The organism is Streptomyces xanthii (assembly GCF_014621695.1).
Lineage (GTDB): Bacteria > Actinomycetota > Actinomycetes > Streptomycetales > Streptomycetaceae > Streptomyces > Streptomyces xanthii.
In genome coordinates, this window is record NZ_CP061281.1 from 554340 (window position 1) to 580214 (window position 25875).

A 25875-nucleotide genomic window follows, 5' to 3' on the forward strand; every position below is an offset into this window, starting at 1 on the left:
TCAAGGTTGGGCAAAGGCGGGGTCAAGCCAAGTGGCTCCCGGCGGGTTCGGTCAGGGCGCCCAGAGCTCCACCAGCTCGGCCAGCTCCTCGCGGTGCCGGCCCGCGGTGCCCAGTGCGATCGAGTCGGCCTTGGCCCGCTTCAGATAGAGGTGGATGGGGTGTTCCCAGGTCATGCCGATGCCGCCGTGCAGCTGGAGGGCCTCCTCTGCGGCGTGCACCGCGACCGGCGCCGCGTAGGCCTGGGCGACGGCCACCGCGATGTCGGCGTCTTCGCTGCCGGCGGCGAGTGCGTCCGCCGCGCCCCGCGCCGCGGCCTTCAGGTTGACCGTCTCCAGCCAGAGCTGGGCGAGGCGGTGCTTGAGCGCCTGGAAGGAGCCGACGGGGCGGTTGAACTGGTTCCGCTCGCGTGTGTAGCGCACGGTCTCGGTCAACAGCCATTCGGACAGGCCCAGTTGCTCGGACACGAGCAGGCCGGCTCCGGCGCGCAGGGCGCGGCGGACGGCGGGTGCGGCGGTGGGCGCGAGGAGGCGTCCGGCCGCGCCGTCGAACGCGACCGCGGCGAGCGGGCGGGTGCGGTCGAGGGAGGTCTGCGGGGTGACCGTGACCCCGGGGGCCCCGGCGTCGACCGCGAACAGGCCGTCGGCGGTGGGCACGAGGAACACGTCCGCGGCGGCCGCGTCCGCGACCCCGGTGACGGCGCCGGTCAGTGCCGCCGCGTCCGCGCGCACGCCCCACTCGTCGCGCGGCGCCCGGTCCGACAGCGGCACGGCGAGCGCGCCGACCGTGCGGCCGGAGGCGAGTGCGGCGAGCAGGGTCGCGGCCTCCTCACCCTCGCAGGCGAGCAGCGCCTCGGTCGCGACGACGGCGCTCGTCAGGTACGGGACGGGAGCGACGGCCCGGCCCAACTCCTCCAGCACGACGGCGGCTTCGCGGTGCGTGGCGCCCTGACCGCCCCGCTCCTCGGGCACGAGGAGTCCGGCCAGGCCCATGCTCTCCGCGAGGTTCTTCCACAGGGCGCGGTCGTGCGGCTCGTCCGATTCGGCGCGGGTCTGGACGGTCGCGGCGTCGCAGTGGTCGGCGAGCAGATCACGGACCGCCGAGCGCAGGGCTTCCTCTTCCTCCGTGTAGAGGAGGTCGGGCTGGTGGCTCATCGGGACAGGTCCTTCCAGGCGACGTCCTTGTCGGTGCGCGGCTCGGGCGGCAGGCCCAGGACGCGCTCGGCGACGATGTTCAGCAGGATCTCGCTCGTCCCGCCCTCGATGCTGTTGCCCTTGGCGCGCAGGTAGCGGTAACCGGCCTCGCGCCCCTCGAAGTCGACGAGCTCGGGGCGGCGCAGCGTCCAGTCGTCGTACAGCAGGCCTTCCTCGCCGAGGAGTTCGACCTCCAGTCCGCTGATCTCCTGGTTGAGCCGGGCGAAGCCGAGCTTCATGCCCGCGCCCTCGGGGCCGGGCTGTCCGGCGACGAGCTGCTGGCGCGTTCGCTCCCCGGTGAGCCGGGCGACCTCGGCCTCGACCCAGAGCTTGACCAGGCGCTGGTGCAGGTCCTGGGTGCGCAGCTCGGGACGCTCGCGCCAGGTCTTCGCGGCGAGACCGATGAGGCCGCCTTCACGGGGGATGCGGGCGCCGCCGATCGCGACGCGTTCGTTGTTGAGCGTGGTCTGGGCGACCTTCCAGCCGTCGCCGATCTCGCCGAGCCGGTGGGCGTCGGGGATCTTCACGCCGGTGAGGAACACCTCGTTGAACTCGGCCTCGCCGGTGATCTGGCGCAGCGGCCGCACGTCGACCCCGGGGTCGGTCATGTCACAGACGAAGTACGTGATGCCCTTGTGCTTGGGCACGTCCGGTTCGGTGCGGGCGATGAGGATGGCGAAGCGCGCGTTGTGCGCGCCGGACGTCCACACCTTCTGGCCGTCGACGGTCCAGGTGCCGCCGTCGAGGACGGCGCGGGTGCCGAGCGCGGCGAGGTCGGATCCGGCGCCGGGCTCGCTGAAGAGCTGGCACCACACCTCCTCGCCGGTCCACAGCGGCTTCAGGAAGCGCTTCTTCTGCTCCTCGGTGCCGTAGCGCAGGATGGTGGGGGCGGCCATGCCGAGCCCGATCCCGTTGCGCCGCGGGTCGTTGTCGGGGGCGCCCGCGGCCGTCAGCTCGGCGTCGACGACGGCCTGGAGAGAGCGCGGCGCGTCGAGACCGCCGAGGCCCTGCGGATAGTGCACCCAGGCGAGTCCGGCGTCGAAGCGGGCCCGCAGGAACTCCTCGCGGGGTGTGGAGGCGGGCGGGTGCGCGGCCAGGAACTCCTGGGTCAGCGCACGCAGTTCGGCGGCGTCGGCGCTCATGCGCGGGCTCCTTCCGTACGGGCGTCCAGGCCGGGCACGACGACGACGCGGCCCGTGGTGACGCCGTCGGCGACGCGCTGCACGGCGGCCGGCGCGTCCGCGAGGCCCACGCGCTCGCTGACGAGGGGCTTGATGGCGCCGCGCGCGGCGAGCTCGGTCAGCTTCTCGTGGCAGTGCGGGATGAGCTTCGGGTTCTTGCTCGCGTACAGGCCCCAGTGGAGGCCGAGGATCGAGTAGTTCTTGACCAGCGCGTGGTTGAGGGCGGGGCTCGGGATGGTGCCCGAGGCGAAGCCGACGACGACGATGCGGCCCTCGAAGGCGACGGTCTTGGCGGACTGGGTGTACGCCTCGCCGCCGACCGGGTCGTAGATCACGTCGGCGCCGCGGCCGCCGGTGGCCTCCTTGACGGCGGCGATGACGTCCTCGGAGCGGCGGTCGACGACGACGTCGCAGCCGAGCTCGGCGGCGACCTTCGCCTTCTCGGGGCCGCCGACGACGCCGATGACGCGGGCGCCGGCGGCCTTGCCGAGCTGGACGGCGGCGCTGCCGACGCCGCCCGCGGCGGCGTGCACGAGCAGCGTCTCGCCGTCCTGGAGGCGGGCGCGCTGGTGCAGGCCGAACCAGCCGGTCTGGTAGCCGATGTGCAGAGCGGCCGTCTCGGCGTCGTCGAGCGCGTCGGGCGCGGGCAGCAGGGCGCGCGCGTCGGCGACGGCGTACTCGGCGAAGCCGCCGTGGGGCAGCACGGGATTGGCGATGACGCGGCGGCCGTCCTCGGTCTCGCCGCAGATCTCGACGCCCGGGGTGAACGGGAGCGGGGGCCTGACCTGGTACTGGCCGCGGCAGAGCAGGGCGTCCGGGAAGTTGATGTTGGAGGCGCGCACCTTGAGCAGGACCTGCCCGTCGCCGGGCACGGGGCGCTCGACCTCTTCGAGGCGCATCACCTCGCTCGGCTCGCCGTTCTCGTGCACTTGCCATGCCTGCATGCGGGGCCTCCACGGGACTGCGTCGTCACACCGGGTTCCACGGCCGGTCGCTGACCGGCCCAGTCGCATACTAAGCGGTCGCTTGCCGTCCTGTGAATGCCTCTCGGCGAATGCGCCGCGAGGTCATTCCTGGGGGCCGCGCGCGGGTCTGGCCCGGACGTGCATCCGCTCGCCCTGCGGCCCGAAGAGACTCAGGAACTCGGCGGGCCCCTCCCCCGTCGATCCGAACCAGTGCGGCACGCGCGTGTCGAACTCGGCGGCCTCACCGGGGCCGAGCACCACATCGTGCTCGCCGAGCACGAGGCGCAGCTTGCCCGAGAGCATGTAGATCCACTCGTAGCCCTCGTGCGTCTGCGGGTCGGGCTCCTGCAGTCGCTGCGGCTCGATCACCTTGTACGCCTGCAGGCCGCCCGGTTGCCGGGTCAGCGGGAACATGGTGCGCCCGCCGTGCACGATCGGCTTGGCCCGCACGCGCGGATCGCCCACGGGCGGCGCGCCGACCAGTTCGTCGAGCGCGACCTGGTGGGCGCGGGCGATCGGGAGCAGCAGCTCCAGGCTGGGCTTGCGCAGGCCGGACTCCAGCCGGGACAGCGTGCTCACCGAGATGCCCGTGGCCTCCGAGAGCCCGGTCAGCGTGGCGCCGCGCTCCTTGCGCAGGGCGCGCAGGCGCGGGCCGACGCCCGTGAGCACGGCCTCCATGCTCTCGGCGGGCTGCTCGGCCACGGACTCGGCCGCGTGGGTGTGCGGGTGCGACTTCATGCTTCCATTGCAGTTTCGGCAAAGCGGTTTGTCAATACGCACGATCCGGTGCATCTTCGAGAACGGGAGACGGCAGGAGATTCCGCCGTTCCGGTGCAGCGAGGTGACCGTGATGAGCAACGCAGACTCCGAGCAGAGGGTGTACGACGTCGTGGTGATCGGCGGTGGCACGGCGGGCCTGTCGGCGGCCCTGATCCTCGGCCGCGCGCGCCGCTCCGTGCTCGTCGTCGACGCGGGCGAGCCGCGCAACGCCCCGGCCGCGCACATGCAGGGCTACCCGTCCCGCGACGGCATGCCGCCCGCCGAGTTCCTGGCCGTGGTCCGCGAGGAGGTGGCCGGGTACGGGGTCGAGCTCGTCCGGGACCGGGTGACGAAGGCGGTGCCGGACGGCTCCGGCGAGTTCGACGTGGTCCTCGCGGAGGGCGGCGGCGTCCACGGGCGCCGCCTGGTCGTCGCGACCGGCCTGACGGACGAGCTGCCGGACGTTCCCGGGGTCGCCGAGCGCTGGGGCCGCGACGTGATCCACTGCCCGTACTGCCACGGCTACGAGGTACGGGACGAGCCGGTCGGGGTGCTGTACGCGCCCGCCGCCGGCATCCATCAGGCCCTGCTGTTCAGCCAGTTGTCGCACGACGTGACCCTGTTCCTCGGCGCCCACGGCGAGGACGCGCTCACGGACGCCGAGTGGCGGCTGCTGGCGGCGGCCGAGGTCGCTGTGGTGACGGGTGAGGTGGCGGATCTGGTCGTGACGGACGACCGCCTCACCGGGGTCCGCCTCGCCGACGGCCGGGTGATCCCGCGCACGGTCACCGTGGTGGCGCCCCGCATGACCCCGAACGACTCCCTGCTGACCGGCCTCGGCGCCGACACCCGGGACACCCCGGCCGGCCGTTTCCCGGCCGTGGACCCCACGGGCCTGACGAGCGTCCCGGGTGTCTGGGCGGTCGGGAACGCGACGGGGCCGGCGGAGCAGGTGGTGAACGCGGCGAGCGGCGGCTACCGGGCGGGCACGGCGATCAACATGGACCTGCTCCTGACGGACCTGGAGGACCGGGCCGCGGCCGCCACGACCTGAGGCAGGCCCCGGGCCCACAGGGGCCCGGGGCACCGAGCCCGCACGGACGCGGGAAGGCCGCGCCCCGCACGGGCATGGAAAGGTCACGCCCCGCGCGGTATCCATGCGCGCATGGACTCCACGACGCCGCTGCCCGGACTCTCCGCCCCTCCCCCGCCCGGCGCCCACGCCCTGTCCCCGGGGTCCTATGACGGGCGGCTCGTGCTGGTGACGGGAGGCGGCACCGGCCTGGGCCGGGCGGTCGCCGCCGAGTTCGCCCGGCTCGGCGCGTCCCTGCTCCTCGTCAGCCGCCGCGAGGAGCATCTGGCGCCCGCCCGCGCCGAGTTGGCGAAGGTTCCCGGGGCGGGCCCGGTGACCTCGCAGCTGTGCGACATCCGCGACGCGGACCGCATCGCCGAGGTCTTCGACGCCGCCGTCGCCGCGCACGGCCGCCTCCCGGATGTCCTGGTCAACAACGCGGCGGCCAACTTCCCCGTCCCCTCGGAGGACATGACACCGAACGGCTGGCGCGCGGTCGTCGACATCACGCTCACCGGTACGTTCCTGATGACGCGCGAGTTCGGCCGCCGCCATCTCGCCGAGGGCACCCCGGGCTCGGTGATCGCGGTCGGCGCCTCGTATGCGTGGACGGGCGGACCCGGGTTCGCGCACAGCGCGGCGGCCAAGGCGGGCGTCAAGAGCCTGGTCGAGTCGCTGGCCGTGGAGTGGGGCCCGTACGGGATCCAGGTCAACGGCCTGGTGCCGGGGCTCATGCCGCACGAGGACATGACCGCCGACATCAGGACCGGACTCGACCGGGCCCCGGACCCGGACGCCCGCCAGCCCGCGCTGCGGGTGGGCGCGCCGAGGGAGCTCGGCTGGGCGGCCACCTTCCTCGCCTCGCCCTACGCCCGTTTCATCAGCGGGCACACGCTCGTGGTGGACGGGGCGAACTGGCAGCGGCGCGACCTGGTGAACGCTCCGGTGACGCCGGTGCGCGAGCAGCTGGACCGCGGCCCGTTCGCCCCCTAGGGCGTGTCCGCAAAGTCCCGTCGTCGCCCGAAGGGCGGCCGGGCGGCGTCTGGTGCGTGCTCTGGGGGTCCCGGCCGAAGGCTGAGGGAGTGCCGGGCGCAAGGCCTCGTACTGGACGTACTTGGCCTTGCGCCCGGTGCGGCGTGTGGGGGTACCTCCCACGCCATTGAGGCGGTGGGGAAGCGTGCCAGGCGTCGACCGGCTCGGGCACCTCCCAGCGTCAGCTGGGGGAGGGACTTTGCGGACACGGCCTGGGGCGTGTCCGCGCGGTCCGGGCTGCCGGGCGGCGCCCGGTACGCCCTGGGCTCGGTCAGCCGAGGCGCTGCCCGTAGACGTGGTCGACCTTCATCGTCATCAGTACGCGCCGGTCGGCGACCATGACCGTGCGGTACTCGTCCCAGTCGGGGTGCTCGCCCGCGGCCTTGCGGTAGTAGGCGACGAGGGTCTCGACCTCGGGCCCGTGCGGGTCGGTACCGGGGCCGACGAGTTCGACGGCGCCCTCGGCGGTGGCCCACTCGCGGCCGCCGGGTCCGGTGACCTCCAGGGCGGCGCGCGGGTCGCGGCGCAGGTTCGCGGTCTTGGCGCGGCCCTCCGTCATCGACACGTACAGCGTCTCGGTGTCGCGGTCGTAGAACGGCAGCACGGGCGACAGTTGGGGCCGCCCGTCGGACTTGAGGGTGGCGAGGACGCCGAGGCGGCTCTCGGCGAGCAGGGCGCGGGGGTCGAACGGTGCGGAGGTCATGGCTGCCTTCCGGACGGTGCGGTCTGTGGGCCTCGGCCTCCGCAAACCGCCCGCCGGCGTCCTTTCTTCCCGCACGGGCGCGGGATTCGCCCGGACGGCTCACGCCCCGCGGAATCGGGGCGGCCTGCGGCCCGCCTTCGCCGTGAAGCCTTCCGTGGCGTCCTGGGAGGTCAGGGTCAGCGCGGCGCTCATCGCGACGCGGTCGAGCGCGGCGTCGAGCCCGGCGTCGGCGTAGGCGTCGACGTCCCGTTTGACGGACTGCACGGCGAGCGGCGCGTTCGCGGCGATCTCCGCGGCGACGGCCCGCGCCTCCTTGTCCAACTCCTCCAGGGGGACGACCTGTTGGAGCAGATTCAGCCGGTGTGCCGTGCCGGCGTCGATGCGGCGCCCGGTCAGCGCGAGGTACTTCGCCCACCCCGCGCCCGCCTCACGCGCGATCCGCAGGTCGCCTCCCGCGTCGACGGCGACGCCCAACTGCGCCTCGGGCAGGGCGAACACGGCGTTCTCGGCCGCGATGCGCACGTCCGCCATCAGCGCCAGTTCGAAGCCGAACCCGAGGCAGTAGCCCTGCACGGCGGCGACGACCGGCTGCGGCAGCCGGGCGAACGCGGCGAACCTCTCGTGCGCCCAGCGGATCCCCTCGTAGTAGCCGCGTGCCCGCGCGGACCCGCTCTCGCCCTCGATGCCGCCACCGGGCGCGCCGACGTCGATCCCGGCGCAGAACGCCCGCCCCTCGGCCCGCAGCAGCACGACCCGGACGCGGTCGTCGAAGCGGATCCGGTCGGCCATCACCCCGAGCTGACGGCTGGCCTCCCAGCTCCAGGCGTTCAGCTTGGCCGGGCGGCACAGGGTGAGCACCCCGATCCCGTCCGGCTCCACGTCCAGCCGCATCCGCAGGTCGTCCCCGTCGGGCAGGCTCCCGTCGGTCGTGTCGATCATGCCGCCTCCAGCTCCGTCGGCACCGCGAGCGGCGCGCAGCGTAACGGCTCCGGGCGTGACCTTGAAGGGACGGCGCACCACACGTCTCCACTCCCGAGGTAGACAGTGTCTACACCGATCGGGTAGACACTGTCTATGAATGAATCGGCACCACCGGAGCATCAGGCGTCCGAGCCCGCCCGGAGCGGCGGCGCGAGCCTGCGCGAGAGGCTCGTGGACACGGGTGTGGCACTCGTCGACGCGGAGGGCGCGGCGGCCCTGTCGCTGCGGGAGATCGCCCGCCGGGCCGGCGTCTCGCACGGCGCCCCGCGCCGCTACTTCCCGACGCACCTGGAGCTCCTGTCGGCGATCGCGCGGCGCGGCTTCACGGATCTGGGGGCGCGCGTCGCCGGGACCCTGGCGCAGGCGGACGCGGATCCGCGCGCCCGGATCACCGCCCTCGCCCGCGTCTACCTGGACTTCGCGGCCCGCCATCGCGGCATGTACGAGCTGATGTTCCGTCACGATCTGTTGGAGAGCGACCGGTTCGGGCTGCGGGAGACGAGCCTTCCGCTCTTCGGCGTGCTCGTGGAGCTGATCGCAGCGGTCCGCCCGGAGGCCGAACCCGCCGTCGTGGCGGGTGCGTTGTGGGCGAACCTGCACGGGGTGGCCCAGCTGTGGGGCTGGGGCAGTCTGCAGCTCGCGACCGGATCCGAGGCGGTCGACCCGCTCCTCACCGCCGTCCTGGACGCCCATCTGGGCCCGGTGGCCCGATGAGCGGCACGGCGCACCGCAGGATCACCCTCGCGGGCAGCGTGATCGGCGCGGTGCTCGTCGCGCTCGACGGCACCGTCCTGACCGTCGCGCAGCCCGCGCTGGGCGACGACCTCGGGGCAGGTCTCGGCCAGGTCCAGTGGACCAGCACCGCGTATCTGATCACGGTGGCGAGCCTGCTCGTGTTCGCGGGCCGGCTGGGCGACCGGTACGGGCACCGGCGCTTGTTCGGGTACGGGATGCTCGGCTTCGCGGTGGCCTCGGCGGGTGTCGGTCTCGCCCCGGACATCGGCGTGCTGATCGGACTGCGGGTGGTGCAGGGCGTGTGCGGAGCGCTGTTGCAGCCGGCGACGCTCGGCATGCTGCGGGCGGCGTTCCCGGCGGACCGGCTGGGCCCGCCGATCGCCGCCCGTACCGCGGCGATCGGCCTCGCGGCCGCGGCGGGCCCGGTTGTCGGCGGCGTGCTCACGGCACACTTCGGCTGGCGCTCGGTGTTCTTCCTGGGTGTGCCGCCCGCGCTGGTGATCGCCGTGCTCGTGCTCCTCGTACGGGATCCGGAGGCGGCGGACGCCTCCCGTGAGCAGCCGGTGGGGCTCGATCCGCTGGGGGCGCTGCTCCTCGGCTGCGCGCTCGCGGGCCTGGTCACGGGACTCGTGTCCCTGCCCGACGCGACGGTCGCCGTCCCGGCCCTCGTCGGCGCGGTCGTCGCGGGGGCACTCCTCGTACGTCACGAGCGCCGCGCGCCGAGCCCGTTGCTCTCCCCCGCCGTGATCGCCGCACCGGTGACGGCGACCTCGCTCGCCATCCTGCTGACGGCGTCCGCGGCGCTCTTCGGCGCACTGTTCTCGGCGACGTACTTCCTCCAGGACGTGCAGCATCTGGACGCGCTGGCCACGGCGCTGCGGATGCTGCCGGCCGCGCTGTGCATGGTGCTGGCGGCGCCGCTGGGCGCGGTGCTCCTGCGGCGGCACGGGGCGCGGACGACGACGGCCGGCGGGCTCGCGCTGCTGGCCCTGGGCGTCCTGGCCTTCGGCCGGCTCACCACCGACGCGTCCGGACTGACCGTCGGTGCCTGCGCGTTGGCGATGGGCGCCGGGTTCGGCACCGTCATGGTGACCGCGACGGAGGTCCTGGTCCGCCGGGCGCCGCGCGCCCATGCCGGTGTGGCGGGAGGCCTTCAGCAGACGGCGATGAACATCGGCCCGACCCTCGGCGTGGCCGTGGCGACGATGCTCCTCGTCTCCCCGGCGGACGCCGCCTCCCCGGACACGTTCACCGCGTCCATGCGCACGACCCTGACGGTGCTGGCGCTGCTCACGGCGCTCGCGGCCGCCGCCGCGCTCCGCAGGCTGCCCGCCAGGGCCCCGCTCCGGGTGGAGGCGGACGTCAGCGGCTGAACAGTTCGAACGCCACGGCGGGCTTCCCACCGAAGCGCTCGGCCACGGCCTGCGCGTTCCCGGTGAGGAAGGTGCGGCAGTACGTCTCCGGGTCCTCGCTCGTCAACACCTCGATGTACGTGCGGTGTTCGAGCAGGGACCGCACGGAGCGCTCCAGGCCGGGCGTCGCGTCGACGGCGTGCGTGGGCTGCACCGAGCCCGCGACCGCCACCCACTTCACCCCGTTCCAGGGCTCGAGGCCCTGCTCGACGAGCTCGGGGAAGATCCAGCGGTTGCCCGCGTCGGACGCCGCGTCGAGGGTGGCCCGGCCGACGGCCACGTGGTCCGGCGTGTTCCAGTGGACGCCGCCCCAGGTGTCCCGGTGGTTGAGGGTGATGACGAGTTCGGGGCGGTGCCGGCGGATCGCGGCGGCGATGTCGCGGCGCAGCGCCGTGCCGTACTCGATGACCCCGTCCTTGTGGCCGAGGAACTCGACGGTGTCGACGCCGACGACGGCCGCGCTGGCCCGCTGCTCCTGTTCGCGCAGCGGGCCGCACTTCTCCGGCTCCAGGGTGTCGATTCCGGCCTCGCCGCGGGTGGCCAGCACGTAGGTGACCTCGCGGCCGGCGTCGGTCCACGCGGCGATCGCGGCGGCGCAGCCGTACTCCAGGTCGTCGGGGTGCGCCACGACGGCCAGAGCACGGCTCCAGTCCTCCGGCATCGGCTCCAGCGGTGTCTTCTTCGATTCGGGCGAGCTCATGGTTGGCAGCGTAGGCGCCTCTGCGGCGGGCGGCACGTGTTTCCCGGGCGACCGCGGGCCGGTGGGGCTTCTCGCGCCCGCGCGGCGGAGCCGCATGTCGAAGCGGCCCCGCGCGCCTGAAATACAGAGGCTTCGGGTCGCATTTCGCCGATGAAGGCTGAGCGGCGCAGCCGCAAGCCTTCAGGGGGGCGGGGAACTGCGCGAGAAGCCCCACCGGGCCGCACCCGGCAACGAAACTACGGCGCTACACCTCCCCGCGCACCATCCCCAGCAGCCGGTCGAGCACCCGGGGCCCACCCGCCCGGACCCCGTCGTGCTCGAACTCGTTCGTCACCCAGCTCCGGGCCCCCCGAATCCCCTCAGCGGTCCGCAGGGCCATCGCCGTGTCCACGTACATGTCGTCGTGGTAGACCGCCGCGGCGACAGGAACCTCGTTCGCCGCCAGCCGCACGGAGTCGTACAGCGGCGCCCAGTCCACCCGCCCGGCGACGAGCTCCGCCGCCTCCCGCAGCGGCCGCAGCGCGGGGTCGCAGTCGAACTGCCAGGGGTGCACGCTCTCCCCCGTGAAGAGCAGCGCGCCACCGTCGGCCAGCGCCTTCTCCCCGTCGAACTGCGGGAACTCCCCGCGAACGCGCTCGGCCGACCAGTCGGTGGCCCGCCCGCCCTGGGCGTAGATCGCCTCGTGCAGCACGGCGTACAGCGGATGGCTCACGTACGACAGGGCCGCGCCGATCTGTTCCTGGAACGCGTCGGACAGTTCGCGCCCGCCCGGGGTCCGTACGAACGCGTCCTCCAGCAGGTAGTGCAGCCGGTCGCTGCCGTCGCCCGCGCCGAGCCAGATGCCGAGGGACTGGAAGGCCTCCAGGGTGAGCCGGTAGCCGTTCGGCAGGACGGGCTCGTGCTCCAGGACGTACGCGCCGATCTCGCGGGCCCGCTCGACGTCCATCGGGTAGCGGGCGTAGTGCGCCCGGACCTTGCGCTCGACGCGCGGGTACGCGGCCCGGTACACGTCGTCCGCGTGCCCGTCGAGGGTCGGCAGTCCGCCGGTGATCAGCGCGGCGGCGAGACCCTCGGGCGCCGTCGACAGGTAGTTGACCGTGCAGAAGCCGCCGAAGCTCTGGCCGAGCACGGTCCAGGGCGCTCCCCCGGTGACCTCGCGGCGGACGAGCTCGCAGTCCCGCACGATCGAGTCGGCGCGGAAGAAGCCCAGGTACGCGGCCTGCTGCGGCGCGTCGCCGCGCAGCGGGAGCGTCTGCCGGCCGACGGGGGTGGACGCACCGGTTCCGCGCTGGTCGAGGAGGAGGACGCGGTGGTCCTTCAGGGCGCGGCCGAGCCAGGCCTGGGTGCCGGAGAAGCGGTTGGCGCCGAAGCCGGGGCCGCCCTGGAGGTAGAGCAGCCAGGGAAGGTCGGCGTCCTCGCGGCCCGGCGCGACGGCCTCGCGCGCGTACAGCTCGATCCGCTCGCCGTCGGGGGCGGAGTGGTCCAACGGGACGGAGAAGCGGCGGTCGGTGAGGACGACCCCGGCCTGCCGGTATCGCGCGGCGCTCAATTCGACTCCATGACGACTGATCGGATGACGGAACGAAGGCCCCGGATTCCGGACGACCGGGACGGGGCCAGTTCAGCACATGCCCTCGCGCCCGGAGCGGGCGGGACCCGGCCGGACGGGACCCCGGCCCGTGACGGACCGTCAGCCGTGTGCGCCCGCCCGCGCACACCCCGTGACCGACGGGCCACGACGACGTACGCTGCACCCATCCGATGATCGACCCGAGCGACCCGACGAAGGGGCCACGATGCGTGTCGCACTCTTCCTGACCTGTGTCAACGACACGCTCTATCCGGACACCGGCCGTGCCGTGGTGAAACTGCTGACCAGACTGGGCGTCGAGGTGGACTTCCCGGCCGCGCAGACCTGCTGCGGGCAGCCCCACTACAACACCGGCTACCGCCACGAGGCCGAACCGCTCGCCCGGCATTACTCCGATGTCTTCGGCCCCGGAGTCGCCTCGGGTGATTACGACGCAATCATCACGCCGTCGGGTTCGTGCGCCGCGATGGTGCGGGAGCTGTACCCGCGCATGGGCGAGCGGGCCCGCGCGGAGGGCCGCGGCGACCGGCTGGCGACCGCACTCGCGCCGGTGATCCCGAAGACGTACGAACTCACCGAGTTCCTCGTGGACGTGTTGGGAGTGACGGACGTCGGGGCCTTCTACCCCCACACCGTCACCTACCACCCCACCTGTCACGGCCTGCGCTCGCTCGGCCTCGGCGACCGCCCGACCCGGCTGCTCGCGGCGGTGAAGGGCCTTGAGCTGCGGGAGCTTCCGGGGGCGCAGGAGTGCTGCGGCTTCGGCGGCACCTTCGCCGTGAAGAACTCCGATGTCTCCGCGGCCATGGGCGCGGACAAGGTGCGCAACGCGGCGGCGACGGGCGCCGAGGTGCTGTGCGCGGCCGACAACTCCTGCCTGATGCACATCGGCGGCACGATGTCGCGCCTCCAGGTCGGCATGCGGCCGGTGCACATCGCGGAGATCCTGGCGAGCACGGAAGAGGAGCCCCTGGTATGAGCGGCACGTATCTCGGCATGCCCGCCTTCCCGGAGGCCGCGCACGACGCCGTACGGAACACGACGCTGCGCGCCAATCTGCGGCACGCGACCCACACGATCCGCGACAAGCGCGCCCGCGCGGTCGCCGAACTGGACGACTGGGCGCGGCTGCGCGAGGCCGGCAAGCAGATCAAGGACCACACGCTGCGCCACCTGGAGCACTATCTGGTCCAGTTGGAGGAGTCGGTGACGGCGGCCGGCGGCACCGTCCACTGGGCCGCCGACGCCGACGAGGCGAACCGGATCGTGACCCGGCTCGTCCTCGCGACCGGCGAGCGGGAGGTCGTCAAGGTCAAGTCGATGGCGACACAGGAGATCGGGCTCAACGAGGCGCTGGAGGCCGAGGGTGTCCGCGCCTACGAGACGGACCTCGCGGAGCTGATCGTGCAGCTCGGCGACGACCGCCCGTCCCACATCCTGGTGCCCGCGATCCACCGCAACCGCGGCGAGATCCGGGACATCTTCCGTGAGGAGATGGGGAGTTGGGGCCGCCCGGCCCCCGAGGGGCTCACCGACACCCCGGCCGAGCTGGCCGAGGCGGCCCGGCTGCACCTGCGCGAGAAGTTCCTGCGCGCCAAGGTGGGCGTCTCCGGCGCGAACTTCATGGTCGCCGAGACCGGCACCCTCGTGGTCGTCGAGTCCGAGGGCAACGGCCGGATGTGCCTGACCCTGCCCGAGACGCTGATCTCGGTGGTCGGCATCGAGAAGATCGTGCCGACCTGGCAGGACCTGGAAGTCTTCCTGCAGACCCTGCCGCGCTCCTCGACGGCCGAGCGCATGAACCCGTACACGTCGACGTGGACCGGCACCACCGAATCCGACGGCCCGCGGACCTTCCACCTCGTGCTGCTCGACAACGGTCGCACCGACACCCTCGCCGACGAGGTCGGCCGCCAGGCGCTGCGCTGCATCCGCTGCTCGGCGTGCCTGAACGTGTGCCCGGTCTACGAGCGGGCGGGCGGGCACGCGTACGGCTCCGTGTACCCGGGGCCGATCGGCGCGATCCTGAGCCCCCAACTGCGCGGCACGCAGAGCGAGATCGACGCCTCCCTGCCGTACGCGTCCTCGCTGTGCGGCGCCTGCTACGAGGTGTGCCCGGTCGCCATCGACATCCCCGAGGTCCTCGTCCATCTGCGGGAGCGGGTGGTGGAGGGCGGGCCGGTGACCCGGCGCGGCACGAAGGTCACCCTCAAACCGGCCAGGGGGCACGCCGCCGAGCGCGCCGCGATGCGCGCCGCCCGCTGGGCGTTCACCCATCCGGCGGCGCTCGCGGCCGGCCAGCGCCTGGCCGCCCGCACCCGCCGCTTCCATCCGCGGACGGTGCCGGGTCCGGGTCGGGCATGGACGGACACCCGGGATCTCCCGCAGGTGCCCGCGGAGTCCTTCCGCGACTGGTGGCAGCGGACAGACGGTGGCAAGGAGGCCGGCAAGTGAGCAGCAGGGACGTGATCCTGGGCCGGGTGCGGCGGGCGCTCGGCGGCCCGGCCGGGCCGCCGTCCTCGTACGGCGACGCGATCGACCGGAGCTATCTGCGCGAGCACGGCGGGCGGAGCGTCGAGGAGACGGTGGAGCTGCTGGCCGAGAACCTGGCGGACTACCGCGCGGTCGTGCACCGCTGTGGCGCCGCGGAGCTGCCCCTCCTGATCATGCGGCTGCTGGCCGAGCGGGGTCCGGAGTCGGTGCTGGTCCCGCCGGGGCTCCCGCCGGAGTGGATGTCGGCGGCCGACCCGCCGCGCGTCCACGACCGGGCCGTCAGCACCCCGGCGGAGCTGGACCGCGTGGAGAGCGTCGTGACGGGGTGCGCGGTCGCGATCGCCGAGACCGGCACGATCGTCCTGGACGGCTCCCCCGACCAGGGACGGCGCCGTATCACCCTGATCCCCGACCACCACATCTGCGTGGTCCGCGTCCCCGACCAGGTCGTGTCCTCGGTGCCGCGGGCACTGGAACGGCTCGATCCGGCGCGCCCGCTGACGTGGATCTCGGGCCCGTCCGCGACCAGCGACATCGAGCTCGACCGGGTCGAGGGGGTGCACGGTCCGCGCACCCTGGAGGTGGTGCTGGTGAGCGGGGAGTGAGGGTCCCGGTTAGCGTGAGTCCATGATCCGGTTCGATCAGGTCACCAAGCGGTACGCGGACGGCACGACGGCGGTGGACGACCTCTCCTTCGAGGTCGCCGAGGGCGAACTGGTCACGCTCGTGGGCCCGTCCGGCTGCGGCAAGACGACCACGATGATGATGGTCAACCGGCTCATCGAGCCCACGTCCGGCCGCATCTTCGTCGACGGCGAGGACATCGCGACGATCGACCCGGTACGGCTGCGCCGCCGCATCGGGTACGTCATCCAGCAGGTCGGCCTGTTTCCGCACCGCACGATCCTCGACAACACGGCGACCGTCCCGGCCCTGATCGGCTGGAAGAAGCCGAAGGCCCGGGCCCGCGCCGCCGAGCTGCTCGATCTGGTGGGCCTGGACCCGAAGACGTACGGCGGCCGGTACCCGGAGCAGTTGTCGGGCGGCCAGCGGCAGCGGGTCGGGGTGGCGCGGGCACTGGCCGCCGATCCGCCGGTGCTGCTGATGGACGAGCCGTTCGGCGCTGTGGACCCGGTGGTGCGCGAGCAGTTGCAGGACGAGTTCCTGCGGATGCAGGCGGCGGTGCGCAAGACGGTGCTGCTCGTCACGCACGACATCGAGGAGGCCGTGCGGCTCGGCGACCGGATCGCGGTGTACGGGCAGGGGCGCATCGAACAGTTCGACACGCCGGGTGCGGTGCTCGGGAAACCCGCGACGCCGTACGTCGCCGAGTTCGTCGGCGCGGACCGGGGGCTGAAGCGGCTGTCCGTGACCGCGGTCGAGGCGGCCGATCTGGAGCAGCCCGCGGTGGTCGGGATCGACGAGTCGGCGGCGCAGGCCGCCGCCCGGCTGCGGCAGGAGGGCGCGCGCTGGGCCGTGGTCCTGGACGGGCAGGGCGATCTGCACGGCTGGGTCGGCGTCGACGAGGTGGCCCTGGCGGGCGCGGGCGGCAGGGTGGGCGAGCTGGCGCACCGCATGAACGCGTGGGTTCCGGTCGGGGCGCCGCTCAAGCAGGCGTTCGGTGTGATGCTGCAGCACGACGCGGGCTGGGTCGCGGTCCTCGACGGCTCCCGCTTCCTCGGTGTGCTGACACCTGCGAAGCTGCACGAGGCGCTGCGGCGGTCGGTGGACGCGGACGCGCTGGGCGTGGGGCGCGACGAGGTCGACTTCGACTCGGTCGCGGACGCGTGAGACGGCCTGCGCGGCAGCCGGCACAACCCTGAAGTCTCACCCTAAAGTTCACCTTGAGGGTGAGCGGTCGGTGTGGGGCCTAGAGCAGCCCCTTGTCCTCCAGATACGTGCGGGCCACGTCCTCGGGGAGCCGGCGCCAGCTGTCGACCTGCTCGTTCAGGGACGCCAGGTCCTTGGTGGTGAGCACGGAGTTGAGCTTGCCGAGCGCCTGGGCGACCTTGGTGCTGCCCGCGCGGGAGCGGTTGACGACCGGCACGATGTAGTCGGCGTTCTGGAGGTTCTTGTCGTCGGCGAGCAGGACGAGGCCGAACTCTCCGAGCGTGGCGTCGGTCGTCGTGGTCAGCACCATCTGGTCCTGCCCGTTCTGCACGGCCTTCTTGGACTGCGTGGTGCCGACGCCCTTCGGGTCGACGCCGGTGACGTCGATCCCGTAGACCTTCTTGAGCCCCGGCGCGCAGTACGGCCGCTGGACGCACTCGTCCCCGGCGGCGAGCCGCACCTTCTGGCCGGATCCGCCGAGGTCGCTGAGGGTGCGCAGGCCGTGGGTGCGGGCGTACGCGGAGGTCACGGCGAAGGCGTTCTGGTCGACGGCCTTGCCGGGATCGAGGACGACGAGACCGCGCGGCCCGGCGAGCGAGCGCAGGGCGGACATGGTGGCGTCGAGGTCGGGCGATCCGGCCGGTGCGGCGTCGGCCCCGTTGGCCTTGGCGTTGAGCCAGTCGGCGAACGTGGCGGCGTACTCGGGGACGACGTCGATCTGCCCCGCCTCCAGGGCGGGTTCGTACAGCTCCCGGTTGGCGACGGACAGGATGCGGGTGCCGTATCCGGCGTCGTCGAGCAGGAGCGCGTACATGTTGGCGAGCAGGTCGCTCTCGGTGAAGCCGGCGGAGCCGATGACGAGGTGCTTGCTGTCGCCGGGCGGCGCGGTGACGGCGCCCTGGTCCTCGAGGGCGGGGCCGCCGGAGCAGCCGCCGGCGAGCAGTGCGGTCAGCGCCGCGAGCACGGCGAGGGTTCTCCTGGTCATCCGCTCCCCCGCGCCCAGGACGGTGCGAACCGTTCCGCGATCTCGAAGAGCCCCTCCACGAGGAGGGCGAAGACCGCGACGAGGAAGGCTCCCGCGACGACCTGCGGGGTGCTCGCGAGGTTGAACCCGGCGGTGATGATGCGGCCGAGTCCGCCGCCGCCGGCGAGGGCGGCGATGGTGGCGGTGGCGACGAGCTGCACGGCGGCGATCCGCACCCCGTTCATGATCATCGGGAGGGCGAGCGGCGCCTCGACGCGCAGCAGCATCTGCTTCCCCGTCATCCCCATGCCGCGGGCGGCCTGGACGACGCCTCGGTCGACGCCGCGCATGCCGACGTAGGCGTTGGTGAGCAGGGGCGGCACGGCGAACAGCACCAGTGCGACGACGGTCGGCCCCTCGCCGTACTGGCCGAGCGGGGTGAGCAGGAGCAGGACGAGGACGGCGAAGGTCGGTACGGCCCGCCCCACGTTGGAGATGTTCACGGCGAGCGCGCCGCCCTTGCCGAGGTGGCCGAGCACGAGGGCGATCGGGAGGGCGATGAGGCAGCTGACCACCAGGCACACGACGGTCAGGACGAGGTGCTGGGCGAGCCGGTGCCAGATACCGTCGTCGCCGGCCCAGTGCGAGGCGTCGGCGAGCCAGTCCCAGGCGTCGGCGATGGTCTTCACGACGGCCTCCCTGTGGTCACGCGGGGCTCCCTGTCGTCATGAACGGCTCGCTCTCGTCCAGGGGGTCAGGAGGCGGCCGACGCCGAGAAGCAGCACGTCGGCGACGACGGCGATCACGACGCACAGCGCGGAGGCGGTGAGCACCTGCGCCTTGAAGTACGTGTTCATGCCGGAGTAGATGAGGTTCCCCAGTCCCCCGTAGCCGACGATCGCCCCGACGGTGACGAGCGAGACCGCGGACACGGTGGCGATGCGCAGCCCGGCCATCGCGGCGGGCAGCGCGAGCGGCAGTTCGACGGTGAGCAGCAGCCGGATCGGCCCGTAGCCCATGCCCCGGGCGGCCTGCCGGGTCTCCTCGGGGACGGCGCGGAGTCCGGCGAGGATGTTGCGGACGAGCAGCGTCAGCGAGTACAGGACGAGGCCGGCGACGACGAGCGTGGCGGACAGCCCGTACGCGGGCAGGAGCAGCGAGAACATGGCGAGCGAGGGGATCGTGTAGAGCACGGTCGTGAGCGCGAGCACGGGTCCGGCGGCCCAGCCCCAGCGGCGGGCGACGACGGCCAGCGGCACCGCGATGACGAGGGCGATCGCGACGGCGATCGCGGTGATCTGCAGGTGCTGCACGACGGCGTCGACGAGGATGTGCCGGCGCGTGTCGAGGTAGGCGCCGCAGATCCAGTCGTTGCGGGCGAGACAGTCGTCCGGCGGCGCGGCGTCCACCGCCGGCGTCGCCAGGGTCGCCTGATGCGCCGGGGGCATCTGATTCCCCGGGGTCATCTGGTTCGCCGCGGTCACATGGGGCACTCGTCCATTCCAGTGGCTGGTGGTGCGGATGGCGCGCCGGGTGACCCGTACGGGCGGCGGACGCGCCGGTGCGCGCGCCGCCCGTCGGGGCGACTTCGGGCCGCGGGACTGACGGAGAGCCGCACAGGCCCTAGGTTGTCCGACATGAGCAATCTTGATCGTGAGGCGGTTCCCTCCGTGTGCGGCGGACGGGGTTTCGTCGTGGCGGAACCGGTGCGCGAGCTTCTCAGCCCGCGCCGCGTGAAGCTCGGCGAGTCCACCGAGGTCCGGCGCCTGCTGCCGAACCTGGGCCGCCGCATGGTGGGCGCCTGGGCCTTCGTCGACCACTACGGCCCCGACGACATCGCGGACGAGCCCGGAATGCAGGTGCCGCCCCACCCCCACATGGGCCTGCAGACGGTGAGCTGGCTGCACGAGGGCGAGGTGCTGCACCGCGACTCCACCGGCAGCCTGCAAACGATCCGCCCGCGCGAGCTGGGCCTGATGACGTCGGGCCGCGCCATCTCGCACTCGGAGGAGAGCCCGAAGACCCACGCGCGCTATCTGCACGGCGCCCAGCTGTGGGTCGCGCTCCCCGACACGCACCGCCACGTCGAGCCGCACTTCCAGCACCACGCGGACCTGCCGACGGTGACGGCCCCGGGTCTGACCGCAACGGTGATCCTGGGCTCGCTCGACGGCGCGACGTCACCGGGCTCGACGTACACGCCCATCGTGGGCGCGGACCTGACCCTCACCGCGGGCGCAGACGTCCGCGTCCCCCTGAACCCCGACTTCGAGTACGCGGTCCTGGCCATGTCCGGCGAGTCCCACGTGGACGACGTCCCGGTCCTCCCCGGCTCGATGCTCTACCTCGGCTGCGGCCGCACAGAACTCCCGGTACGGGCGGGCTCGGACACGGGCCTGATGCTCCTGGGCGGCGAACCGTTCGAGGAGGAGCTCGTCATGTGGTGGAACTTCATCGGCCGCTCCCAGGACGACATCACCCAGGCGCGGGAGGACTGGATGACGGGCTCCCGGTTCGGGGAGGTGAAGGGGTACGACGGGGATCGGCTGGATGCGCCGGAGCTGCCTTCCGTGCCGCTCAAAGCCCGAGGGCGAGTACGTTGACCAGCTAGTTCTCTGCGTCGGGCTCTGCGTCGGGCTCTGCGTCGGCCAGATCGCGTTGGCGTCGCAGATCTTCCGTAGCGGTCACGGTGGGAGCTCCTGCACGGACTCCGGACCACCTGGCCTCCGCGGCCCGATTCTGCCTGGAGGTGGCCCGCGGAAGTTTCCGTGGGCCACCCGCCGCGTTCCGCTGCGCTGAGCGACCCGCGCCTGAGGCGGTCCGGGAATCCCGCAGGATCAGCTGCCCGGCTGCCGATCACTGGTCGGCCGGGGCCTCCAGAACCGCCCCCGCAGTCGGCAACTCCGGTCGATCACAGGTTTCCTCCACTTTCATACACGGCCAGCTCTTCGGGCGTTCCGTGGAATGCGGGGCCGCAGTTGGAGGGCAGCCGCTCCACGACCATCGCGATCGCCTCCTGCGCCGTGTCAGCTCTGCCGATCTTCTGGGTCCGAGAAGGTCCCTCGACGTAGTACGGCCCGGCGTGGCCCGGTCCGGCTGCTGTCGGGCCGATGTAGGGCACGTCCCATGTCCAACGCTGCTCGGTGCAGCGGCTGAAGTGCAGCTCCCACATCCCCACCCAGGGGAAGAGCTGCCGCAGCCGAGGCTCGGCGTACGCCGCCACAACCAGTTCAGCGCTCACCCGGTCGGAGTCGAGCAGATCCTGCCATGCCGCTTCCACCTTGCCTGCGCCTGAAGCGTCCGTCGTCATGGCCGCATTCTCGCCGCGCCACCGTTCCGGCAGCCGGTCGCCATCATGGGAGTCGGCTGCTGCACGTTTCAGGACACATCACGAGTCAGTCACTTCTTCTCCATACTTTCTCCACGATCAGTGCGTGCGGAATAGCCTCGCCCCTCCATCTCCAAGGGGGACGCCTTGACTCATCCGTACATGCCTGGCCAACCGGTACCACCCGCAGGCGGGTTCCGTCCCGCGCCCAAGTGGGCTAGGAAGCGGTTCGTGCTTCCCGCCCTCGGGGTCGCCTTCCTCCTCGGTGGAGTCATCACCAGCGCCGGTGACACCACGACGCAGGCCGACGCCAAGCCGGCGGCGGCCGGCCCCGGTTCGAGCCCCAGGCCCACGGTCACCGTCACGGAGGCCGCCACCTCCAGCGCCGAACCGGCGCCGACCGTCACCAGGACCGTGAAGGCGACCACCACCGTGCGGGCCACCGTCACCGCCGCGGCGCAGGGTGGGGGCGCCGCGGCCGGCGACGACTCCTCCGACGGTGGCAGCGGCGGCGGCAGCGTCTACTACGCCAACTGCAGCGAGGCCCGTGCCGCCGGAGCGGCTCCGGTCCATCGCGGTGAGCCCGGGTACGCGAGTCACCTCGACCGCGACGGCGACGGGATCGGCTGCGACACCTGATCCGTCGCAGCCGCTCCTCCGGCCTCTGCTGCGGCCGTCAGATCACCTCTTGTGCTGCGGCGAGGGCCCGCTCCCGGATGTTGCCGAACAGCTGCATCGCGGTCGCGGACAGGACGTCCTCGCCGCCGACGGTCCGCCGGTCCCCGCTGCGCGTGGGCGGGTCGTGGGGGCCCTGGACGGACGGCGGTGGGGGCGTCTGGCCCGGCATCACCAGGATGACCTCGCCGAAGCGTTTCACCCCGCCCTCGCGGACGACCATGGCCGCGTCCCGGGCGAGGTCCATAAGGAACACGCTCGCGATCCCGTCGAGGTCGCGGACCAGCGCCGGGACGGCCGTCGCCCCCTGGCTTCGGAGCAGCCGCCTGACGCCGGCCTCGAACCTGTGGGCGCCGGCCGCGGCACTCGGTCTGCGCGATGCACTGCGCCGGGGAGTGGGCACGATGGCCCCCTCGGCGTCGTACCGGACACCCAACAGGCCTCGAAACGTCGGGCTGCGGACGTACCACTGGGTCCCGACCTCGAGTTCGACGTTCCGGTCGATCGCCGCGATGAGGTCTCTGGGGAGCAGTTTCGGCCGCGCCTCCTCCGCGGCCGCTCTCCGTGCACCGTCGATGATCTCCGTCAGCACGGTGCGCGTCACCGCCCCGGCGGCTCGCGCGGCCGCCCGGGAGACATGCATCGAGGTGACTCCCCTGAACACCGTCTTGACGAGCGCAGGCTTGAACGGCGGGGCGTCCGGGGCCGGGGCGGTCTTGGGGGCACCACTGTCCAGATGTACGGGCTGTACGGGCTGTGCGCTCATCGGGCGAAGTGCTCCCTGCCGTATCGGAGTTGCCGGAGGCTCACACTTCACCACGCGGGCCGTTCAGGCGGTGTGAGAGGGCCACGGGACGTCGGCTTCGACAGGGGCGGTGTAGTCGACGCCGGGGACGGAGAAGCCGTAGAGGCGGCGGACTTCGTCGCCGAACCAGTCGAGGTCGGCGAGGGCGGTGACGCTCTCGCTGGTCGCCGCGCTCCAGCGTTCCGCCACGGCGTCCTGGACGGCGGGGTCCAGTTCCCAGGTGTCCAGGCGGACCCTGCCTTCGTCGTCGAGGGCGAGGGGGCTGGCGCCGGTCAACTGGTCCCACAGCGATACGAGTTGACCGATCGGAGGCACCAGAGCGTCACCGAGGACGCCGCGCAGCAGGCCGACGTACAGGGCGATGCCGGGGATGGCGGTGGACGACTGGGTGACGGCGGCGGCGTTGACCGAGGTCACGGCGCGGCCGCCCACCGTCTTCGCGAGGCGCTCGTCCAAGGTGCGTGCGGTGGCTTCGAGATGGGACTTCGCGGCGCCGATGGTGCCCTGCCGGTAGATCGCCGCGGTGAGCGGTGAGCCGATGTACGAGAGCGCGGCGGTGGTGAAGCCGTCGGCGAGCAGGGAGCGGTCGGCCAGGAAGGTGATCCAGCGTTCCCAGTCGGTGCCGCCCATCACCGCCACGGTCTGCTCGACGTCGTCGCCCTCGGCGGGCGCCGTGGTGACCTCCTTGACCTCCGGGGCGCCGGACTCGTCGAAGACGAGGGTCTTGGTGGTGTGCGGCGCGCCGACCGGCTTGAGGACCGAGGCGTGCACCCGGCCGGTGTCCGGGTCGGTTCGGCGGGGCGCGGCCACCGAGTAGACGAGGTGGTCGAGCCGTCCCCCGAACCGCTCGGTGAGGAGGTCGGCGACCTGCTCCTTCATCGTGTCGCTGAACGCGTCGCCGTTGAGGAAGACCATGTCCTGCCCGTGGAGCCGGGCGAGGCGGGCGGTGGCGGCGGTGCGGTACCAGCCGGCCGTACCGGTACGGCGGCCCGGCGCCTTCTCGAAGCAGACGCCGATCCCGCGGATTCCGGCACGGGCCAGGCCCGCGATCGTCGCCGCCAGGCCGTATCCGGCGGACGAGCCGATGATCAGGGCCACCGGCCGGTCACCGTCGTCGGCGCGGTCCGGCGCGGGGACCGCGTGCCACATCTCGTCCACCAGCGCCGCGCAGCCGCCGGGGTGGGAGTCGAGGAACAGGAATCCCCGGCTCTTGGGCTCGATGACGCGTTCGCTCATGATGTGCTGTCCCAGGGTGTCGTGGCGGGCAGGGTGTGGGGCGGTCGGCTGGTCCGGCCACCCCGTCCCGCCAGTCTGTTGTGGCGCGCACGAGCGTGGTGATCTTGGTCGGCACAATGATGCCCGGCCGATCTTGGAGGGTTTGGCACTGTCTGCGCGCGGCCGTCGGCCATCATCCGTGAGCGCACCAGGTCAGGGGGAAGGGCCTCGAAGCGCAGTTCTCGGCGGAGTGCGGTTCCGAGGTGAGCGACTTGCTCGGCGCGGCCGAGCACCTCGGGTCTGGTCGGCACGTACGGGCCGTGGTCCGGTGGGTCGTGGGGCGCGAGCAGCTCGGTCTCGGCCGCGTCCGCGACATCCCGTTCGTCGACCACGGCCGTACGGGCGACATCCGCCCCTGAGACGATGTCACCTGTGCGCAACCGCCCTGACCAGCCACGGGCGTTGAAGGCCCGGGTGTGGCTGCGGAGCACCACGGGGCGGAGACCGGCGTCGTGGAGCAGGGTTTCCATGTCTCTGCCGGACCCCGTGAGCTCGGCCGCTCACTGCGGTGCGGTCGCCGCCGCGACGAACATCGGCAGGGCCAGGAAGAGGCGGTCGGCCTCGGCCCTGGCCCGTTGCTCGGCGATCCAGGCGTCCGCCTGCCCGCGCGTGACGGCACCGGCCGAACAGGCGCCCTCGGCCAGGCCGGTGAGCAGCGGCAGCATCGTCGGCCCCGTGAACACACCGGTGCGCACCTCTACCGTCACGTCCTCGAAGCCCGCGTCCAGGAGCAGGCCGCGGTACCGGCGGGCGGCTCGCGGCCCGGCGGTCAGATCGGCGCGGGCGTGCACGAGCCGACGAGTGAGGTCCGCGTCGTCGGAGTCGATGACGAACGTGTCCCAGTCCTGGCCGAGGAGCACGATCCGCCCGCCGGGCACCAGCACCCTGCGCGCTTCCCTCAACGCCCTTGCGGGGTAGCTCAGTTCGTGGAACACCTTGTCGGCGCGGTAGCCGTCCACGGACGCGTCCTCCAGCGGCAGCCCGTACGCGTCCGCGATCCGGAGGTCCGCCTCCGGCCACCGCTCCCGCGCCACGGCGACCATGCTCTCGTCCGGGTCCACCCCCAGGGCCCGCACGCCGCGTTCCGTCAGTTCGGACACGGCGCGTCCGGCGCCGCAGCCCACGTCGACCACGGCCTTCCCCTGCGTCGCGGCGAGCAAGTCGTAGGACAGGGCGCGCAGTTCCTGGGCGCCGGGCAGTCGGTCGGCGGCGTCGAGGAGTGCGATCAGGGCATGCGCGGGCTGCTGAGTCTGTGCGGTTTCCTTGGTCATGAAGCAAGGCTGCGACTTAATGTCGGCATGAAGTCAAACGATCCCGCGCCGCCCGACGACTCCGGCGCCGCACGCGCGTGGCTGAGCATCGGCTCCGTCGCCGAACGCTTCGGCCTGGCCCCGCACGTGCTGCGGCACTGGGAGGCGTCGGGCCTGCTCACCCCCGCCCGCGACCCGGCCGGACGGCGCCGCTACGGCACCGGCGACCTCGTCCGCGTAGCCGTGATCCTCCGCGCCAAGGAGGCCGGCCTCTCCCTGGACACCATCCGCTCGCTCGCGGCGAGTGCCGATCCCGCCGAGCGCAGGGAAACGCTGCGCGTGGAGGCCGACGCGCTCCGCTCGCGCATCGCGGCCGCGCAGGCATCCCTCGCGCTCATCGAGTGCGCCCTCGACTGCGACCACGAGGACTTCACCGCGTGCGCCCACTTCCGGCAGGTGCTGACCGAGCGCGCCGGCGCGGGCCCCCGCCTATCCTTTCCCTAGCCGCTCTTGCCCGGTCGTCGCATTCAGGGGGATTGCCATGGACTGGTTCTGGTGGGTGCTGATCGTCTTCTGGACAGGTGGGTTCGCCTGGCTCGCCGACACGGTCCGTACGGCGCTGCGCAGCAGACACGAACGGAAGCTGGAGCTCTTGGAGGCGGCCCAGCAGGAACGCCTCGCCCTGGAAGCCGCGCACAAACCGCCGGAGCCGATCTGCGGGTGCACCCACCACCTGGCCAAGCACGACAAGCAGGGCCGCTGTCACGAGCGGGTCGAGGTGCCGACCGCCTGGGACGAGAACAAGAAGCCGTTGCGCTTCGAGGCCGGGCAGTGCAACTGCCAGCGGTACGTGGGCCCGCAGCCGCTGTCGCAGGTGTACGCGGAGGAGCTGACGGACGGCATCTGAGCCGCTCCTGCCGGGCCAGGGCTCCG

The 25875-nt window shown here is 72.9% G+C and carries 28 protein-coding genes; 13 read left to right on the top strand and 15 right to left on the bottom strand.

Going from position 1 to position 25875, the window contains the following annotated elements; genetic code table 11:
* Positions 1-51: 51 nt before the first annotated feature.
* From IAG42_RS02650 to IAG42_RS02665, 4 genes are all read right to left on the bottom strand, one after another.
* Positions 52-1152: an acyl-CoA dehydrogenase family protein gene (locus tag IAG42_RS02650; protein ID WP_188335381.1), complete on the bottom strand. Its 1101-nt coding sequence runs from the start codon at positions 1150-1152 to the stop codon at positions 52-54.
* Positions 1149-2333, bottom strand: coding sequence for an acyl-CoA dehydrogenase family protein (locus tag IAG42_RS02655; protein WP_188335382.1), 1185 nt, complete (start codon positions 2331-2333; stop codon positions 1149-1151). Before IAG42_RS02655 ends, IAG42_RS02650 begins: the two co-directional genes overlap by 4 nt.
* The gene (locus IAG42_RS02660; RefSeq protein ID WP_188335383.1) at positions 2330-3316 is read right to left on the bottom strand and encodes an NADPH:quinone oxidoreductase family protein; all 987 of its coding nucleotides are present in this window, start codon (positions 3314-3316) and stop codon (positions 2330-2332) included. The genes IAG42_RS02655 and IAG42_RS02660 overlap by 4 nt, the downstream gene beginning before the upstream one ends.
* 123 nt (positions 3317-3439) lie before the next feature.
* The gene (locus IAG42_RS02665) at positions 3440-4015 is read right to left on the bottom strand and encodes a helix-turn-helix domain-containing protein (protein WP_188341149.1); all 576 of its coding nucleotides are present in this window, start codon (positions 4013-4015) and stop codon (positions 3440-3442) included.
* A gap of 172 nt (positions 4016-4187) precedes the next feature.
* Here IAG42_RS02665 and IAG42_RS02670 point away from each other — a divergent pair, with 172 nt between their 5' ends.
* Together IAG42_RS02670 and IAG42_RS02675 are read left to right on the top strand one after the other, a co-directional pair.
* The gene (locus IAG42_RS02670) at positions 4188-5150 is read left to right on the top strand and encodes an NAD(P)/FAD-dependent oxidoreductase (RefSeq protein ID WP_188335384.1); all 963 of its coding nucleotides are present in this window, start codon (positions 4188-4190) and stop codon (positions 5148-5150) included.
* Positions 5151-5261: 111 nt separating this feature from the next.
* Positions 5262-6161, top strand: coding sequence for an SDR family oxidoreductase (locus tag IAG42_RS02675; protein WP_188335385.1), 900 nt, complete (start codon positions 5262-5264; stop codon positions 6159-6161).
* A gap of 310 nt (positions 6162-6471) precedes the next feature.
* On the opposite strand, the gene IAG42_RS02680 is transcribed toward IAG42_RS02675, so the two are convergent.
* Positions 6472-6903 carry a PPOX class F420-dependent oxidoreductase gene (locus IAG42_RS02680; protein WP_188335386.1) on the bottom strand — a complete coding sequence of 144 codons (432 nt, stop codon included), beginning with the start codon at positions 6901-6903 and terminating at the stop codon, positions 6472-6474.
* Between the two features lie 99 nt (positions 6904-7002).
* Entirely contained in the window at positions 7003-7842 is an 840-nt protein-coding gene (locus tag IAG42_RS02685; protein ID WP_188335387.1) for an enoyl-CoA hydratase/isomerase family protein, read from the bottom strand.
* 135 nt (positions 7843-7977) lie between these two features.
* Between IAG42_RS02685 and IAG42_RS02690 the strand changes: the two genes are divergently transcribed.
* A complete protein-coding gene (locus IAG42_RS02690; RefSeq protein WP_188335388.1) occupies positions 7978-8598 on the top strand; it encodes a TetR/AcrR family transcriptional regulator in 621 nt (206 codons plus the stop codon).
* Entirely contained in the window at positions 8595-9992 is a 1398-nt protein-coding gene (locus tag IAG42_RS02695) for an MFS transporter (RefSeq protein ID WP_188335389.1), read from the top strand. The genes IAG42_RS02690 and IAG42_RS02695 overlap by 4 nt, the downstream gene beginning before the upstream one ends.
* Here IAG42_RS02695 and IAG42_RS02700 read toward each other — a convergent pair.
* Together IAG42_RS02700 and IAG42_RS02705 are read right to left on the bottom strand one after the other, a co-directional pair.
* The gene (locus IAG42_RS02700; RefSeq protein ID WP_223205826.1) at positions 9982-10731 is read right to left on the bottom strand and encodes a PIG-L deacetylase family protein; all 750 of its coding nucleotides are present in this window, start codon (positions 10729-10731) and stop codon (positions 9982-9984) included. The genes IAG42_RS02695 and IAG42_RS02700 overlap by 11 nt on opposite strands.
* A gap of 244 nt (positions 10732-10975) precedes the next feature.
* Positions 10976-12280 carry an alpha/beta fold hydrolase gene (locus IAG42_RS02705; protein ID WP_188335390.1) on the bottom strand — a complete coding sequence of 435 codons (1305 nt, stop codon included), beginning with the start codon at positions 12278-12280 and terminating at the stop codon, positions 10976-10978.
* Between the two features lie 247 nt (positions 12281-12527).
* Here IAG42_RS02705 and IAG42_RS02710 point away from each other — a divergent pair, with 247 nt between their 5' ends.
* Genes IAG42_RS02710 through IAG42_RS02725 form a run of 4 tightly spaced genes read left to right on the top strand, consistent with a single transcriptional unit; the run spans position 12528 to position 16606 of the window.
* The gene (locus tag IAG42_RS02710; RefSeq protein WP_188335391.1) at positions 12528-13301 is read left to right on the top strand and encodes a (Fe-S)-binding protein; all 774 of its coding nucleotides are present in this window, start codon (positions 12528-12530) and stop codon (positions 13299-13301) included.
* Positions 13298-14776, top strand: a complete 1479-nt coding sequence (locus IAG42_RS02715; protein ID WP_188335392.1) for a LutB/LldF family L-lactate oxidation iron-sulfur protein — start codon at positions 13298-13300, stop codon at positions 14774-14776. Before IAG42_RS02710 ends, IAG42_RS02715 begins: the two co-directional genes overlap by 4 nt.
* Positions 14773-15420, top strand: a complete 648-nt coding sequence (locus IAG42_RS02720; protein WP_188335393.1) for a LutC/YkgG family protein — start codon at positions 14773-14775, stop codon at positions 15418-15420. Before IAG42_RS02715 ends, IAG42_RS02720 begins: the two co-directional genes overlap by 4 nt.
* Positions 15421-15442: 22 nt before the next feature.
* Entirely contained in the window at positions 15443-16606 is a 1164-nt protein-coding gene (locus IAG42_RS02725) for an ABC transporter ATP-binding protein (RefSeq protein ID WP_188335394.1), read from the top strand.
* Between the two features lie 79 nt (positions 16607-16685).
* Here the strand turns inward: IAG42_RS02725 and IAG42_RS02730 are convergent, their stop codons facing one another.
* From IAG42_RS02730 to IAG42_RS02740, 3 genes are read right to left on the bottom strand one after another with little or no spacing between them, the layout of a single operon-like run.
* Positions 16686-17630: an ABC transporter substrate-binding protein gene (locus IAG42_RS02730; RefSeq protein WP_188335395.1), complete on the bottom strand. Its 945-nt coding sequence runs from the start codon at positions 17628-17630 to the stop codon at positions 16686-16688.
* The gene (locus tag IAG42_RS02735; protein ID WP_188335396.1) at positions 17627-18298 is read right to left on the bottom strand and encodes an ABC transporter permease; all 672 of its coding nucleotides are present in this window, start codon (positions 18296-18298) and stop codon (positions 17627-17629) included. Before IAG42_RS02735 ends, IAG42_RS02730 begins: the two co-directional genes overlap by 4 nt.
* Before the next feature lie 36 nt (positions 18299-18334).
* Positions 18335-19057, bottom strand: a complete 723-nt coding sequence (locus tag IAG42_RS02740) for an ABC transporter permease (RefSeq protein ID WP_188335397.1) — start codon at positions 19055-19057, stop codon at positions 18335-18337.
* 189 nt (positions 19058-19246) lie between these two features.
* Here IAG42_RS02740 and IAG42_RS02745 point away from each other — a divergent pair, with 189 nt between their 5' ends.
* Positions 19247-20212: a pirin family protein gene (locus tag IAG42_RS02745; protein WP_188335398.1), complete on the top strand. Its 966-nt coding sequence runs from the start codon at positions 19247-19249 to the stop codon at positions 20210-20212.
* Between the two features lie 308 nt (positions 20213-20520).
* Here IAG42_RS02745 and IAG42_RS02750 read toward each other — a convergent pair whose 3' ends face one another.
* Positions 20521-20919 (bottom strand): DUF6193 family natural product biosynthesis protein, encoded by a 399-nt coding sequence (locus tag IAG42_RS02750; protein WP_223205827.1) that lies wholly within the window; start codon positions 20917-20919, stop codon positions 20521-20523.
* A gap of 165 nt (positions 20920-21084) precedes the next feature.
* Between IAG42_RS02750 and IAG42_RS02755 the strand changes: the two genes are divergently transcribed.
* The gene (locus IAG42_RS02755) at positions 21085-21576 is read left to right on the top strand and encodes an excalibur calcium-binding domain-containing protein (protein ID WP_394811181.1); all 492 of its coding nucleotides are present in this window, start codon (positions 21085-21087) and stop codon (positions 21574-21576) included.
* Between the two features lie 37 nt (positions 21577-21613).
* On the opposite strand, the gene IAG42_RS02760 is transcribed toward IAG42_RS02755, so the two are convergent.
* Both IAG42_RS02760 and fabV read right to left on the bottom strand, forming a co-directional pair.
* The gene (locus IAG42_RS02760) at positions 21614-22378 is read right to left on the bottom strand and encodes a hypothetical protein (protein WP_188335399.1); all 765 of its coding nucleotides are present in this window, start codon (positions 22376-22378) and stop codon (positions 21614-21616) included.
* Positions 22379-22441: 63 nt separating this feature from the next.
* Positions 22442-23653 carry an enoyl-[acyl-carrier-protein] reductase FabV gene (gene fabV, locus IAG42_RS02765; protein ID WP_188335400.1) on the bottom strand — a complete coding sequence of 404 codons (1212 nt, stop codon included), beginning with the start codon at positions 23651-23653 and terminating at the stop codon, positions 22442-22444.
* 242 nt (positions 23654-23895) lie between these two features.
* Between fabV and IAG42_RS02770 the strand changes: the two genes are divergently transcribed.
* Positions 23896-24051: a hypothetical protein gene (locus tag IAG42_RS02770; RefSeq protein WP_188335401.1), complete on the top strand. Its 156-nt coding sequence runs from the start codon at positions 23896-23898 to the stop codon at positions 24049-24051.
* Between the two features lie 141 nt (positions 24052-24192).
* On the opposite strand, the gene IAG42_RS02775 is transcribed toward IAG42_RS02770, so the two are convergent.
* A complete protein-coding gene (locus tag IAG42_RS02775; RefSeq protein ID WP_188335402.1) occupies positions 24193-24963 on the bottom strand; it encodes a methyltransferase domain-containing protein in 771 nt (256 codons plus the stop codon).
* A gap of 27 nt (positions 24964-24990) precedes the next feature.
* Between IAG42_RS02775 and IAG42_RS02780 the strand changes: the two genes are divergently transcribed.
* Together IAG42_RS02780 and IAG42_RS02785 are read left to right on the top strand one after the other, a co-directional pair.
* Positions 24991-25446 carry a MerR family transcriptional regulator gene (locus IAG42_RS02780; RefSeq protein WP_188335403.1) on the top strand — a complete coding sequence of 152 codons (456 nt, stop codon included), beginning with the start codon at positions 24991-24993 and terminating at the stop codon, positions 25444-25446.
* A gap of 37 nt (positions 25447-25483) precedes the next feature.
* Entirely contained in the window at positions 25484-25849 is a 366-nt protein-coding gene (locus IAG42_RS02785; RefSeq protein WP_188335404.1) for a hypothetical protein, read from the top strand.
* The last annotated feature ends 26 nt before the right edge of the window (positions 25850-25875 follow it).

What these genes read in the sequence shown, in the direction of transcription:
- IAG42_RS02750 (WP_223205827.1), bottom strand. Translation starts at nt 20,919, where the DNA reads ATGACGACGGACGCTTCAGGCGCAGGCAAGGTGGAAGCGGCATGGCAG.
- IAG42_RS02660 (WP_188335383.1), bottom strand. Translation starts at nt 3,316, where the DNA reads ATGCAGGCATGGCAAGTGCACGAGAACGGCGAGCCGAGCGAGGTGATG.
- IAG42_RS02740 (WP_188335397.1), bottom strand. Translation starts at nt 19,057, where the DNA reads ATGCCCCCGGCGCATCAGGCGACCCTGGCGACGCCGGCGGTGGACGCC.
- IAG42_RS02745 (WP_188335398.1), top strand. Translation starts at nt 19,247, where the DNA reads ATGAGCAATCTTGATCGTGAGGCGGTTCCCTCCGTGTGCGGCGGACGG.
- IAG42_RS02725 (WP_188335394.1), top strand. Translation starts at nt 15,443, where the DNA reads ATGATCCGGTTCGATCAGGTCACCAAGCGGTACGCGGACGGCACGACG.
- IAG42_RS02655 (WP_188335382.1), bottom strand. Translation starts at nt 2,333, where the DNA reads ATGAGCGCCGACGCCGCCGAACTGCGTGCGCTGACCCAGGAGTTCCTG.
- IAG42_RS02670 (WP_188335384.1), top strand. Translation starts at nt 4,188, where the DNA reads ATGAGCAACGCAGACTCCGAGCAGAGGGTGTACGACGTCGTGGTGATC.
- IAG42_RS02710 (WP_188335391.1), top strand. Translation starts at nt 12,528, where the DNA reads ATGCGTGTCGCACTCTTCCTGACCTGTGTCAACGACACGCTCTATCCG.
- IAG42_RS02700 (WP_223205826.1), bottom strand. Translation starts at nt 10,731, where the DNA reads ATGAGCTCGCCCGAATCGAAGAAGACACCGCTGGAGCCGATGCCGGAG.
- IAG42_RS02675 (WP_188335385.1), top strand. Translation starts at nt 5,262, where the DNA reads ATGGACTCCACGACGCCGCTGCCCGGACTCTCCGCCCCTCCCCCGCCC.
- fabV (WP_188335400.1), bottom strand. Translation starts at nt 23,653, where the DNA reads ATGAGCGAACGCGTCATCGAGCCCAAGAGCCGGGGATTCCTGTTCCTC.
- IAG42_RS02780 (WP_188335403.1), top strand. Translation starts at nt 24,991, where the DNA reads ATGAAGTCAAACGATCCCGCGCCGCCCGACGACTCCGGCGCCGCACGC.
- IAG42_RS02730 (WP_188335395.1), bottom strand. Translation starts at nt 17,630, where the DNA reads ATGACCAGGAGAACCCTCGCCGTGCTCGCGGCGCTGACCGCACTGCTC.
- IAG42_RS02650 (WP_188335381.1), bottom strand. Translation starts at nt 1,152, where the DNA reads ATGAGCCACCAGCCCGACCTCCTCTACACGGAGGAAGAGGAAGCCCTG.
- IAG42_RS02680 (WP_188335386.1), bottom strand. Translation starts at nt 6,903, where the DNA reads ATGACCTCCGCACCGTTCGACCCCCGCGCCCTGCTCGCCGAGAGCCGC.
- IAG42_RS02685 (WP_188335387.1), bottom strand. Translation starts at nt 7,842, where the DNA reads ATGATCGACACGACCGACGGGAGCCTGCCCGACGGGGACGACCTGCGG.
- IAG42_RS02760 (WP_188335399.1), bottom strand. Translation starts at nt 22,378, where the DNA reads ATGAGCGCACAGCCCGTACAGCCCGTACATCTGGACAGTGGTGCCCCC.
- IAG42_RS02665 (WP_188341149.1), bottom strand. Translation starts at nt 4,015, where the DNA reads ATGGAGGCCGTGCTCACGGGCGTCGGCCCGCGCCTGCGCGCCCTGCGC.
- IAG42_RS02785 (WP_188335404.1), top strand. Translation starts at nt 25,484, where the DNA reads ATGGACTGGTTCTGGTGGGTGCTGATCGTCTTCTGGACAGGTGGGTTC.
- IAG42_RS02690 (WP_188335388.1), top strand. Translation starts at nt 7,978, where the DNA reads ATGAATGAATCGGCACCACCGGAGCATCAGGCGTCCGAGCCCGCCCGG.
- IAG42_RS02715 (WP_188335392.1), top strand. Translation starts at nt 13,298, where the DNA reads ATGAGCGGCACGTATCTCGGCATGCCCGCCTTCCCGGAGGCCGCGCAC.
- IAG42_RS02775 (WP_188335402.1), bottom strand. Translation starts at nt 24,963, where the DNA reads ATGACCAAGGAAACCGCACAGACTCAGCAGCCCGCGCATGCCCTGATC.
- IAG42_RS02695 (WP_188335389.1), top strand. Translation starts at nt 8,595, where the DNA reads ATGAGCGGCACGGCGCACCGCAGGATCACCCTCGCGGGCAGCGTGATC.